Source organism: Actinacidiphila epipremni (assembly GCF_012034175.1).
Lineage (GTDB): Bacteria > Actinomycetota > Actinomycetes > Streptomycetales > Streptomycetaceae > Actinacidiphila > Actinacidiphila epipremni.
This window is the reverse complement of the sequence record NZ_JAATEJ010000015.1, coordinates 1-14,533: the sequence shown is the minus strand read 5'-3', so window position 1 is coordinate 14,533 and position 14,533 is coordinate 1. Positions and strand designations below refer to the sequence as shown.

The following is a 14,533-nucleotide window of genomic DNA, read 5'->3' as shown; positions in this document are numbered from 1 at the left end:
TCCCGGGCCGTCAGGCGCGTTTGCGGTGGCCGCCACCTCCGCCGCGCTTGCGCTCGTACATCTCGCGGCCCGCGGCCGAGCGCTGCTTCCACTCGCGCCGCATCTCCGCGCGCAGCCGCTGGTCGGTGCGTGAGGCGATCCACGCGTTCTCGCGCAGCAGCTTGCGGTAGCTGTCGAGGCGGCGGTGGGTGAGCCGGCCGTCGTCGAGGGCTTCGAGGACCGCGCAGCCGGGTTCCGACTGGTGGCCGCAGTCCTGGAAGCGGCAGTCCGCGGCGAGTTGCTCGATCTCGGCGAAGACCTGGCCGACGCCGGCCTGCGCGTCCCACAGCCCGACGCCGCGCAGCCCCGGGGTGTCGACGATGACGCCGCCGCCGGGCAGCGGCAGCATGTCGCGGGTCGTGGTGGTGTGCCGGCCCTTGCCGTCGGCGTCCCGGGTGGCCTGGACGAGTTGGACCTCGCTGCCGACCAGGGCGTTGCTGAGGGTGGATTTGCCGGCGCCGGACTGCCCGAGCAACACGGCGGTGCCGCCCGCGAGTTCGGCGGCGAGCGCGTCGAGCCCGTCCCCGGTGGCCGCGCTGACCACCAGCACGGGCACACCGGGCGCCGCGGCCTCGGTGTCGGCCCGCAGGTGGGTCCAGTCCGGCACGGTGTCGGCCTTGGTCAGTACGACCAGGGGCCGCGCCCCGCTCTCCCAGGCCAGCGACAAGAAGCGCTCCAGCCGCCCGAGGTCGAGGTCGGCGGCGAGCGAGACGCAGACGACGGCGTGGTCGACGTTGACGGCCAGCACCTGGCCCTCGGAGCGCTTGGAGGACGTGGAGCGTACGAAGGCGGTGCGGCGCGGCAGCAGGGCCCGTACCAGCCGGGGGTCGCCGGCGGCGTCCACGGCGGCCCAGTCGCCGGTGCACACCACCTTCATGGGGTCGTGCGGCATGACCAGCGCGGTGTCGGCCCGGACAGGACCCTCCGCGGTGACCAGGTCGCACAGCGCCCGGTCCACCCGCACGACCCGCCCGGGCACGAGCCCTTGCGCGGCGTACGGGGCGAAGTCCGCCTCCCACACGTCGTCCCAGCCGTAGGGCACGAGGGCGTGCGAGGAAGCGTCACGAAAAGAGAAAGACAAGGGGAACCCTTCGGAAGGGTGGCCCCGGCGGCACGCGCCGAACGCGCGGCGGAAGAAGGAAGGTCAGCCGGAGACCACGGAAGTGCGGGGCACGATCTGCTGAAGCCGGGCAGCGCCCGTCACAAAGACAGCCATCGGTCCACACCTCCTCGTCCACATCCGGCCGACACGGGACCCCGCGGACAGGGGCCCGTACGAACACCAGGGACCGTACCTTCTTCCGTCGGCGAGCACCAGCGAATTAACGAGCCCCAGGCCGGGCCGTCCCGCTCTCACCGCCCTGGCTCACGCCCACGCCACCGTGTTCACCGGCCTGCTCTTCTGCCGGGAGGTCGCCGACCACTACACCGCCCACGGTCTGCCGCTGCCCTACCGCCGCCACGGCCGCGCCGGCATCGGCTGGCCCACGAACGACGGCACACTCGCACCGTGAACTTCTCCACCTGGCCGCCCCTGATCGTCGTCGACGTCGAAGGCAACGGCACCCATCCGCCGGACCTCGTGGAAGTCGCCATACTCCCCGTGCGCGACGGCCGGCCCGACCTCACCACCGCGCGCTCCTGGCTCGTACGGCCGCCCCGCCCCGTCACCGCCCGCGCCAGCCGCGTCCACGGCCTGACTAATGAGCGACTGGCCCGCTGCCCGCCCTGGCACGACATCGCAGGCCAAGCCCGCACCGCCCTCGGCCACGCATGGATCGCCGCCCACAACGCCCACGTCGACTACCGCGCCCTGACCGCCCACCTCCCCGGCTGGCAACCCGCCGGCGTCATCGACACCCTCCGCCTCGCCCGCGCCACTCTCCCCCACCTGCCCTCCCACACCCTCGACGCCCTCATCGACCACCTCGACCCCGACCTCACCCAAGCCACCGACCACCGGCACCGCGCCCGCTACGACACCCACGCCACCGCCCTCGTCCTCCTGACGCTGGCCCAGCACTACCCGAGCTGGGACCACCTCACCAAGACCGCCGTCCCACCCGGCCTCCCCGGCGCAGCCGAACCCGACGAAGCACCCACCTTGTGGTGAGGGGGACCCAGCAGCCGGGAACGCCATTGGGAAAGCCAGTACCGCCGGTTCAGGCATCGCTCACCGAGCGCGACCACCGCCGTCGGTGCAACCGGATCACCAGCAGTCCCTACTGGTAGGCGCGGGCAGCGCCTTCCTGGGAGGAGGGTGTCGGTGGCTTCCAGCCGAGGACCTTGGCGAAGTCGAGGGTGAGCACGAGCCCGTTGGCCTCGGCGCCGGTGCCCAGGACCTTGACGGACAGGCCCGGGAGCTGCACGCCCCGTACGGAGTCGGGTACGGGGACGGGGATGTCCTTGCCGAAGATCAGCGGGTTGACCGTACGGCGCGCGTCGGGACTGCTCTCGATTCCGCCGATGGTGCCGGCCGCGATCATCACGCTCACGGGGATGAAGACCGACAGGGCGAGGGGGTCGTGGACCAGGGTCTTCCAGTCGGTCAGGGCCAGTTGCTTGACCTGCCCGAGCCCCAGCTTGAGCTGGGGGAAGACCTGGGGCAGCGTGAGGACGGCCTTGAGCCCGTCGCCCGCGGTGCCCGGCTTGGTCTGCTTCGGGTCGGGGCCGGTGCCGGCCGGCGGGTCGCGCTGGAGGGACAGCGCCTGGGCGGTGGGCACCGCGTCCTGGTCGCCCGCCGTACGGGGCGGGTCCGGGACCAGGTCGGCCGCTCCCAGGTCGGAGTCGCCGGCGGAGGCGACCGCCTGGGCGAGGGTGTCGGGGTCGAACATCCACTGGAAGGTGTCCGGCGTCATCCCCTCGTCGGCGGGCGCCTGTTCGGCTGTGCCGGGGGCGGTGCCGGCGTCGTCGCGCTGCACGACACGGTCGTCGGCGCCCCGGCCGCCGGCCGAGAGCCATCGCGCCACGGCGGCGTTGCCGACCGTGCGCTGCAAGGACAGTGCCGTGTCCGCGCCGGCCCGCGGCCGGCCCGCGTGCTCCTGCGCCGAGGGGTCGGGAACGCGCTCTCCCGTACGGGCCCGCTCCGGCCCGGCCTGCTCGTGCTCCCACACGTCGCCCTCCCCGTCACGGCCGGCTCCCCGCCTGCGCCACTCCAGCTTGCCGTACCGGAGGGCCGCCGGGGACGGTACGGGCGAGAACGGGGCGGTCGGCGGGTCAGCCCGCGGGGCGGTCCGTGCGGGCGAAGATGCCGCGCAGCATGCCGGTGGCCTGGCCGACCTCAATCAGGTAGCCGTCCGGGTCTCGCATGTAGCAGCGGATCTCGGCCTCGCGGTCGATCGGCGGGGTGAGGAATTCCGCGCCCTTGGCGGTCCACTCGGCGTAGCTGGCGTCGATGTCGGCGACCCGCAGGTTCATGAAGGCGGAGGCGGTGCGCGGGTCGTCCGGCGCGACCAGCGTCACGTCGGGCTTGTCGGGCGTCGGTCCGCCGCCGGGGTTCATGATGATCCAGCTGTTGCCGAGCTTGACGGTGCAGGGGTTCTCCTCCAGCACCACCTCGCCGCCCAGCACCTCGCTGTAGAACCGCCGCGACCGGGCCACGTCCCGCACCGTCAGGAACAACGCGACCAGCGCCCCCTCCTGCGGTGCCGGAAAGCCGTTCATATGTACGCCGCCCTCTCCGCCGGAACACCACTGCCCGCGCATCCTCGCCGCCGGCGGTGGCCGCCGCCGGCGCACCACACCGCCCCCGGCCCGCGCCCCACCCGTCCGGCGCAGTCGTCGGCCCGGCGCCGGTCATGGGCACGCCGCCCCGGGCCGAGGGACGGGCCGGGGCGGCGTGGGACGGGCGGCAGGGAGCGGTAGGGGTCAGGCCGTGGCGATGGCGAAGATGTGCATGTCGCCGCCCTGGACCGTGGCCGGGAGGGTCACGGAGGCGAGCTGCTTGCCCTCCTGCAAGGTGATCGGGGCCGTGGCGAAGACGTCCGTGCCGACCGGGTCCGTCGAGCCGCCCATCACGTCGCGGTACGGCGTGTGGACGGCGATGACGTTGCCGAAGGACGGGGTGCTTCCGCCGCCGCCGAGGGTCCAGTCGCTGAAGCCGATCTGGGCCTGCTCGGTGGTGCCGTCGGTGTAGGCGAGGGTGAGCGTGCCGGTGGTGTCGCCGAAGGCGGCGCTGCCGAGCAGGCTCAGCTTCGTCGCGCCGGCGGAGGTCTTCGACACGTCGAGGACCTGGTCGCCGCCGCCGACCACGATGTTGTCGGGGGCGCCCGGCGCGACGTCGGGCCAGGTGAAGGCGAAGCCGCCGGCCGAGATCGTGCCGCCCGGGGTGGCGCCCGCGGCGGCCAGCGCCTTCGCGGAGTAACTCCAGCCGCCGCCGTCGAAGTTGGCGGTCGGGTTGGCGTCGTCCGCGGAGATGCCGTTGCTGTTGACGTACCAGGTGACCGAGCCGTTGACGCCGACGGTGACGCTCAGCCACACCTTCGGGGCGGCGGCCCCGTGCTTGCCGGTGAGGGTGAAGGGCACACGGTAGACACCGGACTTGGTGTCGGCGGCGACGGCGACCTTCAGCGGTGCGCTCGTGGCGCCGCTCCTGGGCACGGTCACCGTGCCGTGCGCGGGCGAGACGGTGATGCCCGCCGGGGCGGACGCGCTCCAGGACACCGCGGTCCTGTCGTCCTGGATGCTGGTGAGCTTCAGTGCGGTCGTCGCCGTGCCGCCGGGCTCGACCTTCACCGCCGCGGGCGAGGCGGACGCGAAGAAGGGTGCCTCACCGTCGCGGAAGGACGGCGGCGCGTCCTTCGTGGCGCTGCCCCAGCGGGTGTTGGGGGTCGCGCCGAGGGTGTAGTCGAGGGTGCCGCCGTGCGTGGTGAAGGAGGCCGGCACCCACGGCTTGTCCGTGGCGCGGCCGTTGACCCGCAGGCCCTGGATGTAGATGTTATTCGCCGACGCCTTGGGGGCGTTGACGGTGATGGTGCGGCCGGTGCCGGTGCGGATCACGGCCTTGGGGAAGACCGGCGTGCTGAGCACCAGGTCGGCGCGGCTGGGCACCTGCGGGTAGAGGCCGAGCGCGGAGAAGACGTACCAGGAGGACATGGTGCCGGCGTCGTCGTTGCCGGGGATGCCGCCGGGGGTGTTGGTCCACAGCTGGTCGGTCTCGGCGCGGACGGTCTCCTGCGTCTTGTAGGGCGCGCCGAAGTAGTCGTAGAGGTAGGGCGCGTTGATGTCCGGCTCGTTGGTCGGGTCGTAGCGCGTCTGGTCCTTGGCCGAGAAGTCGAAGCTGCCGTCGGGGGCGCGGAAGAAGCCGTCGAGCCGCTGGATCGCGGTGGCGTTGCCGCCCATGGCCTGGGCGAGCCCGGCGACGTCGGAGTAGACCATCCAGCTGTAGCGGGCGCTGCTGCCCTCGACGAAGCCGTTGCCGGTGCTGGGGCTGAAGGTGGCGCCGGCCCAGGAGCCGTCGGAGTTGCGGTCGCGCATGTAGCCGCCCTGCGCGGTCGCCTCGGGGTCGAAGACGTTCGTCCAGTTGCCGCTGCGCTCGGCGAAGAGCTTCTGCGCCGACTTGTTGCCGACCGCGCCCGCGAGTTCGGACAGGCCGAAGTCGGCCGCCGCGTCCTCCAGGGTCTCGGCGGCGCCGCCCCAGCAGTGGCAGTTGTCGGACGGGACGTAGCCGAGCTTCAGGTACTGGTCCAACGCGGGCCGCTGGCCGACGCATTCGACGTTGCAGCCGGCGCTGTCGGAGTCGTTGGCCGTGGGTACGGTCGCGGCCTTGGCAAGTGAGGCGAGGGCGCCCTTGACGTCGAAGTCCCGGCCGCCGAAGGCGTAGATGCCGGCGAGCGCGGCGTCCGAGGGGTCGCCGGACATGATGCTGGTCTTGCCGTTCTCCAGCAGCCAGCGGTCCCATTCGCCGCCGCGCTGGGTGGCGTAGTTGAACAGGGACTGGGCGTAGTCGCTGCCGACCCGCGGCTGGAGCAGTGTCAGCAGCTGCACCTGGGCGCGGTATTGGTCCCAGCCGGAGAAGGTGCCGTACTGCGCGTGCTGGCCCCTGGCGAGCTTGTGGATCGCGCGGTCGCCGCCGAGGTAGCGCCCGTCGACGTCGCTGGTGAGGGTGGGCTCCAGCATCGAGTGGTAGAGGGCGGTGTAGAAGGTGCTGGACTGGTCGGCGGTGCCGCCGGACACCGCGATACGGCGCAGCGCCGTGTTCCAGTCGGCCTTCGCCGCCGAGCGCACGGAGTTGAAGGAGCGCCGCGGCGGGTTCTCGCTGCGCAGGTTGGCCTCGGCGCCGGCGGCGCTCACATAGGAGATGGCGACCTTGACCTGCACGTTGCGGGTGCCGGCCGGGAAGGTGACGTAGGCGCCGGAGCCCTTGCCGGAGGTGGGGTTGCCGCTGCTGTTGTAGCCGGTGCCGCCGCTCGCGGTGGTGGCGCCGGGGGCCAGTGTGCCGTCGGTCCAGGTGCCGACCGAGGCGAAGGGCTGGTCGAAGTGGGCGGTGAAGTGCAGGGTGTAGACGTCGTGCCGGTTGTTGGCGCTCTGCGGGCCGCAGAAGTTGCCGGCGTCGACCGAGCCGGTCACCGTGCGGGTGGCGGCGTCGACGTGCACGGTGGCCGCGCTGCTGCCGCTCTCGGAGTTGGACGTGCGCAGCAGCATGCTGGCCGGCTTGCCGGCCGGGAAGCCGAACTCGCCGGTGCCGGTGCGGGCGGTGGTGGTGAGCTCGGCGGTGGCGCCGCTGTCGAGGCCGACCTTGTAGTAGCCGGCCTGCGCGGTCTCGTTGGCGTGCGAGAAGGTGCTCGCGTAGACCGCGTCGCGGGTGTCGGAGCTCGGCGAGGACGTCACGTCGCCGACGTACGGCATGATCGGGATGTCGCCGTTGGCTCCCGAACAGCCCACGCCGTTGAGGTGGGTGAGGCTGAAGCCGCGGATCCTGGTGGCGTCGTAGCGGTAGCCGCCGGGGGCGGGGGTGGAGAACTGGTTGCCCGTCGAGGTCTGCGGGCTCCAGGCGAGCATGCCGAACGGGACGACGGCGCCGGGGTAGGTGTTGCCGGCGTTCGAGCTGCCGATCAGCGGGTTGACGTACGAGGCCGGGTCGGCCGGCGCGGATCCGGGGGAGGTCGCGGCGGCGGTCTGGGCGCCGAGGCCGAGGCCGACAGTGGCGACCGCCGCGGTCGCGGCGACGACGGCCCGGTGCCGAAGACGGGTTCTTCCGCCGGGTGAGGAGGATCTGACTGACACTTTCCTGCCCTTCGGACGTTCGGGGAGGAGCGGCGCCCCGGCAGGAGGGGCCGGAGCACCCGCCGGGATGGACAACGTTGTCATCCCAACGCCAAGCGATGCTCCTCCGCGCGTTACAACGTTGTCAAGACCTGGTCATGACCCCCGGTGCGGCTGAGGGGGGTTCATGTCCCGGCGCCGTCACGCCCATTGACAGCTCACAGGCGGTGCGTGAGACTCCCCCGGGAGAGCGCTCTCCAAGCTTCTTTGCGAAGCCCAACCCCCCATGGAGATGCATATGAGCCTCCTGTCCCCCTTCCGGCGGGGCGTCCGACGCAAAAGACCTTTACTGACCGCCATGGTGGCGGCCGTGGTCGCGGTGGCCGGGGCGCTGACCGCGACCACCGGCACCGCGCACGCCGCGCCCACCCTCCTGTCGCAGGGCAAGACCGCGACCGCCTCCTCCACCGAGAACGCCGGCACCCCGGCCTCCGCGGCGGTCGACGGCAACACCGGCACGCGCTGGTCCAGCGCGGCCAGTGACCCGCAGTGGCTCCAGGTCGACCTCGGCACGAGCGCGACCCTCAGCTCCGTCTCGCTCAACTGGGAGACGGCGTACGCCACGGCGTTCAAGATCCAGGTCTCCGACAACGGCACGTCGTGGACCGACGCCTACTCCACCACCACCGCCACCGGCGGCGTCCAGACGGTCCCCGTAAACGCTTCCGGCCGGTACGTGCGGATGTACGGCACCGCGCGCGCCACCGGATACGGCTACTCCCTGTGGGAGTTCCAGGTCTACGGCACCACCGGCGGCACCAGCCCCGGCGCGTGCGGCACGGCCAACGCGGCGCAGGGCAGGACCGCGACGGCGTCCTCGGTCGAGGGCGCCGGCACCCCGGCGTCCGCGGCCGTCGACGGCGACAACGGCACGCGCTGGTCCAGCGCGGCGAGCGACCCGCAGTGGCTCCAGGTCGACCTCGGCGCGAGCGCCACAATCTGCCAGGTGGTGCTCAACTGGGAGACGGCGTACGGCTCCGCCTTCAAGATCCAGGTCTCGGACAACGCGAGCGCCTGGACCGACGTCTACTCCACCACCACCGGCACGGGCGGCAACCAGACGCTCAACGTCAACGGCACCGGCCGCTACGTGCGGATGTACGGCACCGCGCGCGGCACCGGATACGGCTACTCCCTCTGGGAGTTCCAGGTCCACACCACCGGCGGCGGCGGTACGACGACCCCGCCGCCGACCGACCCCGGCGGCGGTGACTTCTCCGGCACCGTGATCTCCGCCTTCAAGCAGGTCACCGCGTCCTCCTACGAGGGCGGCAACGCCCCGGCCGCCGCCCTCGACGGCCGGACCACCACCCGCTGGTCGAGCCTGGCCACCGACGACCAGTGGCTGCAGATCGACCTCGGCGGCACCGGCACCATCAGCGGCCTGGTGCTCAACTGGGAGGCGGCGTACGGCACCGGCTACCGCATCGAGGTCTCCGACAACGCCACCTCCTGGACGCAGATCTACGCGACCACGACCGGCAAGGGCGGCATCGAGAAGCTGCCCGTGACCGGCAAGGGCCGCTACGTCCGCTTCACCGGCACCGCCCGCGCCACCGGATACGGCTACTCCCTGTGGGAGTTCCAGGTCTACGGCACGGTCGACACCTCCACCGCGACCCCGCCGCTGCTGTCGGGCCCGACCAAGGCCCCCGCCACGACCGGCCAGTTCCAGCTGGCCGCGCCCGCGGACAAGGCGATGGTCACCACCACCCGCCGCCCGCAGCTGAGTTGGAACGCGGTCTCCGGCACCGCCCACTACGAGGTGTGGCTCAACATCAGCCGCACCGACTACGACTGGACGGCGTCCGGCAACCTGCTGGACCTGTACACCAAGGTCGCCGAGCCCACCGGCACGACGTACACGCCCAGTTGGGACATCACCGACCGCTGGACGTACAAGTGGTTCGTGGTGGCGGTCTCCGGTTCGGGGGCCAAGACCACTTCCAACATCCGGCAGTTCAGCGTCTACCTGCCGGACGTGGAGCAGGTGGCGGACGGCGTCAACGTCATCAACGGCGCCCGCGACCTGAACAAGGACGGCCAGATCGAGCCGTACGAGGACTGGCGGCAGCCGGTCGCCACCCGGGTCAACGACCTTCTCAGCCGCATGACGCTGGAGGAGAAGGCGTACCAGATGTTCTACAACGTGCAGTCGTACCCGATGTCGGGCTGGCACTTCGGGCCCGCGCAGCCCGGGGACCTGGACACCGTACTGAAGTCGACCGCCGCCACCAGGCTCGGCATCCCGCCGGTCTCGGCGGGCGACACCACGGCCGGCTACCAGACGACGTATCCGCTGCAGAGCACGCTGTCGGCGGGCAAGGACTACCCGCTGGACTACAAGCTCGGCGACATGCAGCGCAAGGAGGAGCTGGAGGTCGGGGCGCGCGGCACCCTGTCGCCGCTCGCCGAGGTGGGCACCAAGGTGCTCTACCCGCGCATCCAGGAGGGCGGCGGCGAGAACGCCGACGTCGCGGCGGCGCAGCTCAAGGCGCTGGTCGCGGGGCTGCAGGGCGGTCCCGAGCTCAACCCGTCGTCGGTGCTGGCCACGGTCAAGCACTGGCCCGGCGAGGGCGCGGGCGGTGAGGCCGGCATCGTCTACGACGCGACGACGATCAAGTACCACATGATCCCGTTCCGGGCGGCGATGGAGGCCGGCGCGGTCAACATCATGCCGGGCTACGCGGGCAGTTCGTACCTCGACCCGGGCGGTCCTGGCGCGGGCGACAGCGCGAAGATCCTCACCTACCTGCGGCAGAACATGGGTTACACCGGTCTGATCACCACCGACTGGCTGCCGTCGGGTTCGTGGATCAACGCGGCGAACGCCGGCTCGGACGTGATGGGCGGCGCCGACCCGGGCGCCGTGGGCTTCACGATGGCGAGCTTCGAGCAGAGCGTGCCGCTGGCGCGGATCAACGACGCGGTCGCGCGGATCCTCACGCTCAAGTTCGAGCTGGGCATCTTCGAGCACCCGTACGGCGACCCGGTCAACGGACCGTTCCGCTTCCACCAGCCGTCGTACGTGCAGCTGGCCAACCAGGCCTCGCGCGAGTCCAACACCGTGCTGAAGAACGACGGCGTGCTGCCGCTGAAGCTCAACTCCGGCGACAACATCGTGGTGGCCGGCGACCGGGCGACCGACGGGGCGGCGTGCTGCATCTGGTCCAGCTACTTCCACCCGGACTACGGGTCGCTGGACCAGCTCGACGCCCTCAAGGCGAGAGCGGCGCAGAACGGGGTGAACGTCGCGCAGGGCACGGCGGCCAACCCGAAGGTCGCGGTGCTGTACGTCGGCGAGCCGTCGTACACCCACGCGACCGCCTGGCCGGACACCCAGCCGTACCTGCCGGCCGACCAACTGGCGCTGATCCAGCAGTACAAGAACCAGGGCCTGAAGGTGGTGGTCGTGCTGACGCTGCCGAGACCCATCGTGATCAGCGACTGGAACAACCTGGCCGACGCCATCGTGGTGACCTACCGCGGCGGTGAGGAGGTCGGTCCCGCGACGGCGAGCCTGCTGTTCGGCGACTACACCCCGCGCGGCCACCTGCCGTGGCAGCTGCCGCGCAGCCTCGACCAGGTGCTCAAGCCGGGCGGCGGCGACAACCAGGCCGACGCGAACGAGGCGTGGGACCTGCCGTACGACCTCGGCGCGACCGCCGCCGAGCGGGCTGACATCCGGGCGAAGATCGACGCCGGGCAGCCGGTGCCGACGACGTACGGCAATCCGCTCTACGCGTACGGCGCCGGGCTGACCAGCTGGGCGGCCGGCTGAGCCGGCCGTACCGGTCGGCTGACCGGGCCGGTCGGCCCTGACGGGCCGGCCGACTGACCGCCGGCTGTCGCTCCCGGGCTCGTCCCGGCCCTGGAGCGGCGGCCGGCCCCCGGCCCCCGAGGCGGGTGCGTGCCGATGGCACACGCCAGCCGCGGGGGCCGGATCATATGGTTTCTGCAATGTCCGGGCCGTCTTCCGCCTCGCAGCTGCGGGCCTATGATCGTGGTGTCCGCGATCCCTCCCCGCGGCTGAGAGGACGACACCCTGTGACCACCCGTTCCGCACGACGCCGCGCGCTGCCCCTCGCGGTGGGCGGCGCCGCGCTGCTGCTGGCACTCACCGCATGCTCCTCTTCCTCCGACGACGACTCCTCGTCGGCGCCCGCCGCCTCCCGGACGTCCGGAGCGGCCACCTCGGAGAGCGCTTCCCCGCAGGTCAGCGGCACCATCACGGTCTTCGCCGCGGCCTCGCTCAAGGAGACCTTCACCACGCTGGGCCAGCAGTTCGAGGCGGCCTACCCGGGGACGAAGGTCACCTTCAACTTCGGCGGCAGCGACACGCTCGCCGCCTCCATCACCTCCGGCGCGCCCGCCGACGTCTTCGCCGCCGCGAGCCCGGCCACGATGAAGACGGTCACCGACGCCGGCGACGGGCAGGGCGACCCGTCCACCTTCGTGCGCAACCAGCTGGAGATCGCAACGCTGCCGGGCAATCCCGAGCACATCGCGACGCTCAAGGACCTGACGAAGTCCGGCCTGAAGGTCGCGCTGTGCGCGAAGACCGTGCCGTGCGGCTCGGCCGTGCAGAAGGCGCTCACCGCCAGCAACCTCACGCTCACCCCGGTGTCGTACGAGCAGGACGTGAAGTCCGCGCTGACGAAGGTGGAGCTGAAGGAGGTCGACGCGTCGGTGGTCTACCAGACCGACGTCAAGGCGGCGGGCGGCAAGGTGGACGGCGTGCAGTTCCCCGAGTCGGCCGGCGCGATCAACGACTACCCGATCGTGGCCCTCAAGGACGCCCCCAACGCGGCGGGCGCGCAGGCCTTCATCGCGCTGGTGAAGTCCGCCGAGGGCCAGAAGGTGCTGAGCGACGCGGGCTTCCTCAACCCGTGAGGCCCGCACGCCCCTCCGCCGCCCCGGACCGCCTGGCGGTACCTCCGGGCGGCGGGGTGCGGCGGCTGCGCCCCGGGCGGCCGGGGCGCTCGGGTCGCGCCGGCCGGGCCCGCGGCCGGTCCGCCGGCCGGGCGCCGATCGCGCTCGCGGTGCCGGCGGTGCTGGCGCTGGCGTTCCTGCTGCTGCCGCTGGTGGCGCTGCTGATCAGGGCGCCGTGGCGGAGCATGCCGGACCAGCTGGGCAGCGCGGCCGTCTGGCAGGCGCTGCGGCTGTCGTTGCAGACCGCGACGCTGGCCACGGCGGCGTCGCTGGTCTTCGGGGTGCCGCTGGCCTGGCTGCTGGCCCGCACCACCTTCCCCGGCCGCCGGCTGGTGCGGGCGCTGGTGACGCTGCCGCTCGTGCTGCCGCCGGTCGTCGGCGGTGTGGCGCTGCTGCTGGCGCTGGGCCGCAACGGCGTGGTGGGCCGCTGGCTGGACTCCGCCTTCGGGGTGACGCTGCCCTTCACCACGTCGGGCGTCGTCGTCGCCGAGACGTTCGTGGCGATGCCCTTCCTCGTCATCACCGTCGAGGGCACGCTGCGCGCCGCCGACGCGCGCTACGAGGAGGCCGCGGCGACCCTCGGCGCCTCCCGGCTGACCGCCTTCCGCCGGGTGACGCTGCCGATGATCGCGCCGGGCGTGGCGGCCGGCGCGGTGCTCGCGTGGGCGCGGGCGCTCGGCGAGTTCGGCGCGACGATCACCTTCGCCGGCAGCTTCCCCGGCCGCACCCAGACCATGCCGCTCGCGGTCTACCTCGCCCTCCAGGACGACCCGGCCGCGGCGATCGCCCTCAGCCTGGTGCTGCTCGCGGTGTCGCTCGCGGTGCTGGTGGGCCTGCGCGAGCGGTGGACGGGGGCGGTCGCGTGACGTCCGCCGGCCCGGAGGGTACGAAGCGGGCGCCGGCGCGCGGGGAGGGGCTGGACGCGCGGCTCGTGGTCGAACGCGCCGGCTTCACCCTCGACGTGGAGCTGGCCGTACGGCCCGGGCAGGTGCTGGCGCTGCTCGGCCCGAACGGGGCGGGCAAGACCACCGCGCTGCGGGCGCTCGCCGGGCTCGCGCCGCTCACCGGGGGCCATCTGCGGCTGGACGGCGAGACGCTGGAGGAGCCCGCGCGGCGGGTGCGGGCGGCGCCGGAGCGGCGGCCGGTCGGGGTGGTCTTCCAGGACTACCTGCTCTTCCCGCATCTGAGCGCGCTGGAGAACGTCGCCTTCGGGCCGCGCTGCCACGGGGTGCCGCGGGCCGCGGCCCGTGCCCTCGCGGCGGACCTGCTGGCCCGGGTGGGCCTGGCCGAGCACGCGGGCGCGAAGCCGCGCCGGCTGTCCGGCGGCCAGGCCCAGCGGGTCGCGCTCGCCCGCGCGCTGGCCACGAGCCCGCGGCTGCTGCTCCTGGACGAGCCGCTCGCCGCGCTGGACGCGGGGGCCCGGCTCGACGTACGGGCCGAACTGCGGCGGCACCTCGCGGAGTTCGAGGCGGTCGCGGTGCTGGTCACGCATGATCCGCTGGACGCGATGGTCCTGGCGGACCGGCTCCTCGTCGTCGAGGCCGGCCGGCCCGTGCAGGAGGGCAGCCCGGCGGAGGTCGCCCGCCGGCCCCGCACGGATTACGTCGCCCGCCTGGTGGGCCTGAACCTCCTGCGCGGTACCGCCGAGGGCGGCACCCTGCACATGGCGGCGGGCCTGAGCCTGCCCGCCGCGGAGCACTTGGCGGGGCCGGCCTTCGCGGCGTTCCCGCCCAGCGCGGTGACGCTGCGCGCGGCCAGGCCGCCGGAGGAGCCGGCGTGGCCCGTGACGGTGACCGGCTTCGAGCCGCACGGCGACTCGATCCGCGTCACCCTCACCACGGAGCGCGGTGCTTTCACGGTGACCGCCGAACCGGCGACCCTGACGGTCGCCGAACTCGGCATCACCCCGAAGGCCCGCTTCTGGGCGTCCATCGCCCCGTCCCAGGTCCGCACATACCTGTAGCCCCCGGACGCCCGGGGCTGCCCCTTGCGGTGAGTTCCGCGACCTTCCCGCCGTCTCGGCTGGTCGCGCAGTTCCCCGCGCCCCTGATGAGCCGACCCGCAGCGCAACAGCAGCCCCCGCGCCCCTCAAGAGCCGGCCCTCACGCGTGAGGGCAACCCATCAGGGGCGCGGGGAACTGCGCGACCAGCCACAGCGGCGGGGAGGCCGCCGTGCGACCGCAAGCAGCAGCCCTTCAGGCGCCGCTAGGCGGAAGGCAGCGTCCAGCTCTGATTCGAGGCACCCGTGCACGACCAGATCTGCAACCGAGTCCCGTTCGCCGAACTCTGCCCCGTAGCA

10 protein-coding genes are annotated in these 14,533 nt (G+C 72.9%); 6 read left to right on the top strand and 4 right to left on the bottom strand.

Annotated elements, in window-relative coordinates:
- Positions 1–10: 10 nt before the first annotated feature.
- Positions 11–1,120, bottom strand: a complete 1,110-nt coding sequence (gene rsgA, locus HCN08_RS18660; RefSeq protein WP_206318948.1) for a ribosome small subunit-dependent GTPase A — start codon at positions 1,118–1,120, stop codon at positions 11–13.
- Positions 1,121–1,421: 301 nt separating this feature from the next.
- On the opposite strand from rsgA, the gene HCN08_RS36230 reads away from it, so the two are divergent.
- A complete protein-coding gene (locus HCN08_RS36230; protein ID WP_265738236.1) occupies positions 1,422–1,553 on the top strand; it encodes a hypothetical protein in 132 nt (43 codons plus the stop codon).
- The gene (locus HCN08_RS18655) at positions 1,550–2,152 is read left to right on the top strand and encodes a 3'-5' exonuclease (RefSeq protein ID WP_167984276.1); all 603 of its coding nucleotides are present in this window, start codon (positions 1,550–1,552) and stop codon (positions 2,150–2,152) included. The genes HCN08_RS36230 and HCN08_RS18655 overlap by 4 nt, the downstream gene beginning before the upstream one ends.
- 109 nt (positions 2,153–2,261) lie before the next feature.
- Here the strand turns inward: HCN08_RS18655 and HCN08_RS18650 are convergent, their stop codons facing one another.
- The 3 genes from HCN08_RS18650 to HCN08_RS18640 form a co-directional block, all read right to left on the bottom strand.
- Entirely contained in the window at positions 2,262–3,152 is an 891-nt protein-coding gene (locus HCN08_RS18650) for a hypothetical protein (RefSeq protein WP_167984275.1), read from the bottom strand.
- Between the two features lie 103 nt (positions 3,153–3,255).
- Positions 3,256–3,702 (bottom strand): VOC family protein, encoded by a 447-nt coding sequence (locus tag HCN08_RS18645; RefSeq protein WP_167984274.1) that lies wholly within the window; start codon positions 3,700–3,702, stop codon positions 3,256–3,258.
- A 204-nt stretch (positions 3,703–3,906) separates the two neighbouring features.
- Complete coding sequence (locus HCN08_RS18640) at positions 3,907–7,263, bottom strand: GH92 family glycosyl hydrolase (RefSeq protein WP_322974538.1); 3,357 nt, start codon at positions 7,261–7,263, stop codon at positions 3,907–3,909.
- Between the two features lie 337 nt (positions 7,264–7,600).
- Here HCN08_RS18640 and HCN08_RS36625 point away from each other — a divergent pair, with 337 nt between their 5' ends.
- The 4 genes from HCN08_RS36625 to HCN08_RS18620 all read left to right on the top strand — a co-directional run bounded on the left by HCN08_RS36625 (position 7,601) and on the right by HCN08_RS18620 (position 14,197).
- On the top strand, positions 7,601–11,083 hold the full coding sequence (locus HCN08_RS36625; RefSeq protein ID WP_167984272.1) for a discoidin domain-containing protein: 3,483 nt from the start codon (positions 7,601–7,603) through the stop codon (positions 11,081–11,083).
- Between the two features lie 266 nt (positions 11,084–11,349).
- Positions 11,350–12,195: a molybdate ABC transporter substrate-binding protein gene (gene modA, locus HCN08_RS18630; protein WP_322974536.1), complete on the top strand. Its 846-nt coding sequence runs from the start codon at positions 11,350–11,352 to the stop codon at positions 12,193–12,195.
- Positions 12,192–13,100: an ABC transporter permease gene (locus tag HCN08_RS18625; protein WP_407648836.1), complete on the top strand. Its 909-nt coding sequence runs from the start codon at positions 12,192–12,194 to the stop codon at positions 13,098–13,100. Before modA ends, HCN08_RS18625 begins: the two co-directional genes overlap by 4 nt.
- Positions 13,097–14,197 (top strand): ABC transporter ATP-binding protein, encoded by a 1,101-nt coding sequence (locus HCN08_RS18620; protein WP_322974535.1) that lies wholly within the window; start codon positions 13,097–13,099, stop codon positions 14,195–14,197. The genes HCN08_RS18625 and HCN08_RS18620 overlap by 4 nt, the downstream gene beginning before the upstream one ends.
- The last annotated feature ends 336 nt before the right edge of the window (positions 14,198–14,533 follow it).

Bases quoted from the DNA above. Each gene is read 5' to 3' on its own strand.
- HCN08_RS36625 (WP_167984272.1), top strand. From the start codon at position 7,601: ATGGTGGCGGCCGTGGTCGCGGTGGCCGGGGCGCTGACCGCGACCACC.
- HCN08_RS18645 (WP_167984274.1), bottom strand. From the start codon at position 3,702: ATGAACGGCTTTCCGGCACCGCAGGAGGGGGCGCTGGTCGCGTTGTTC.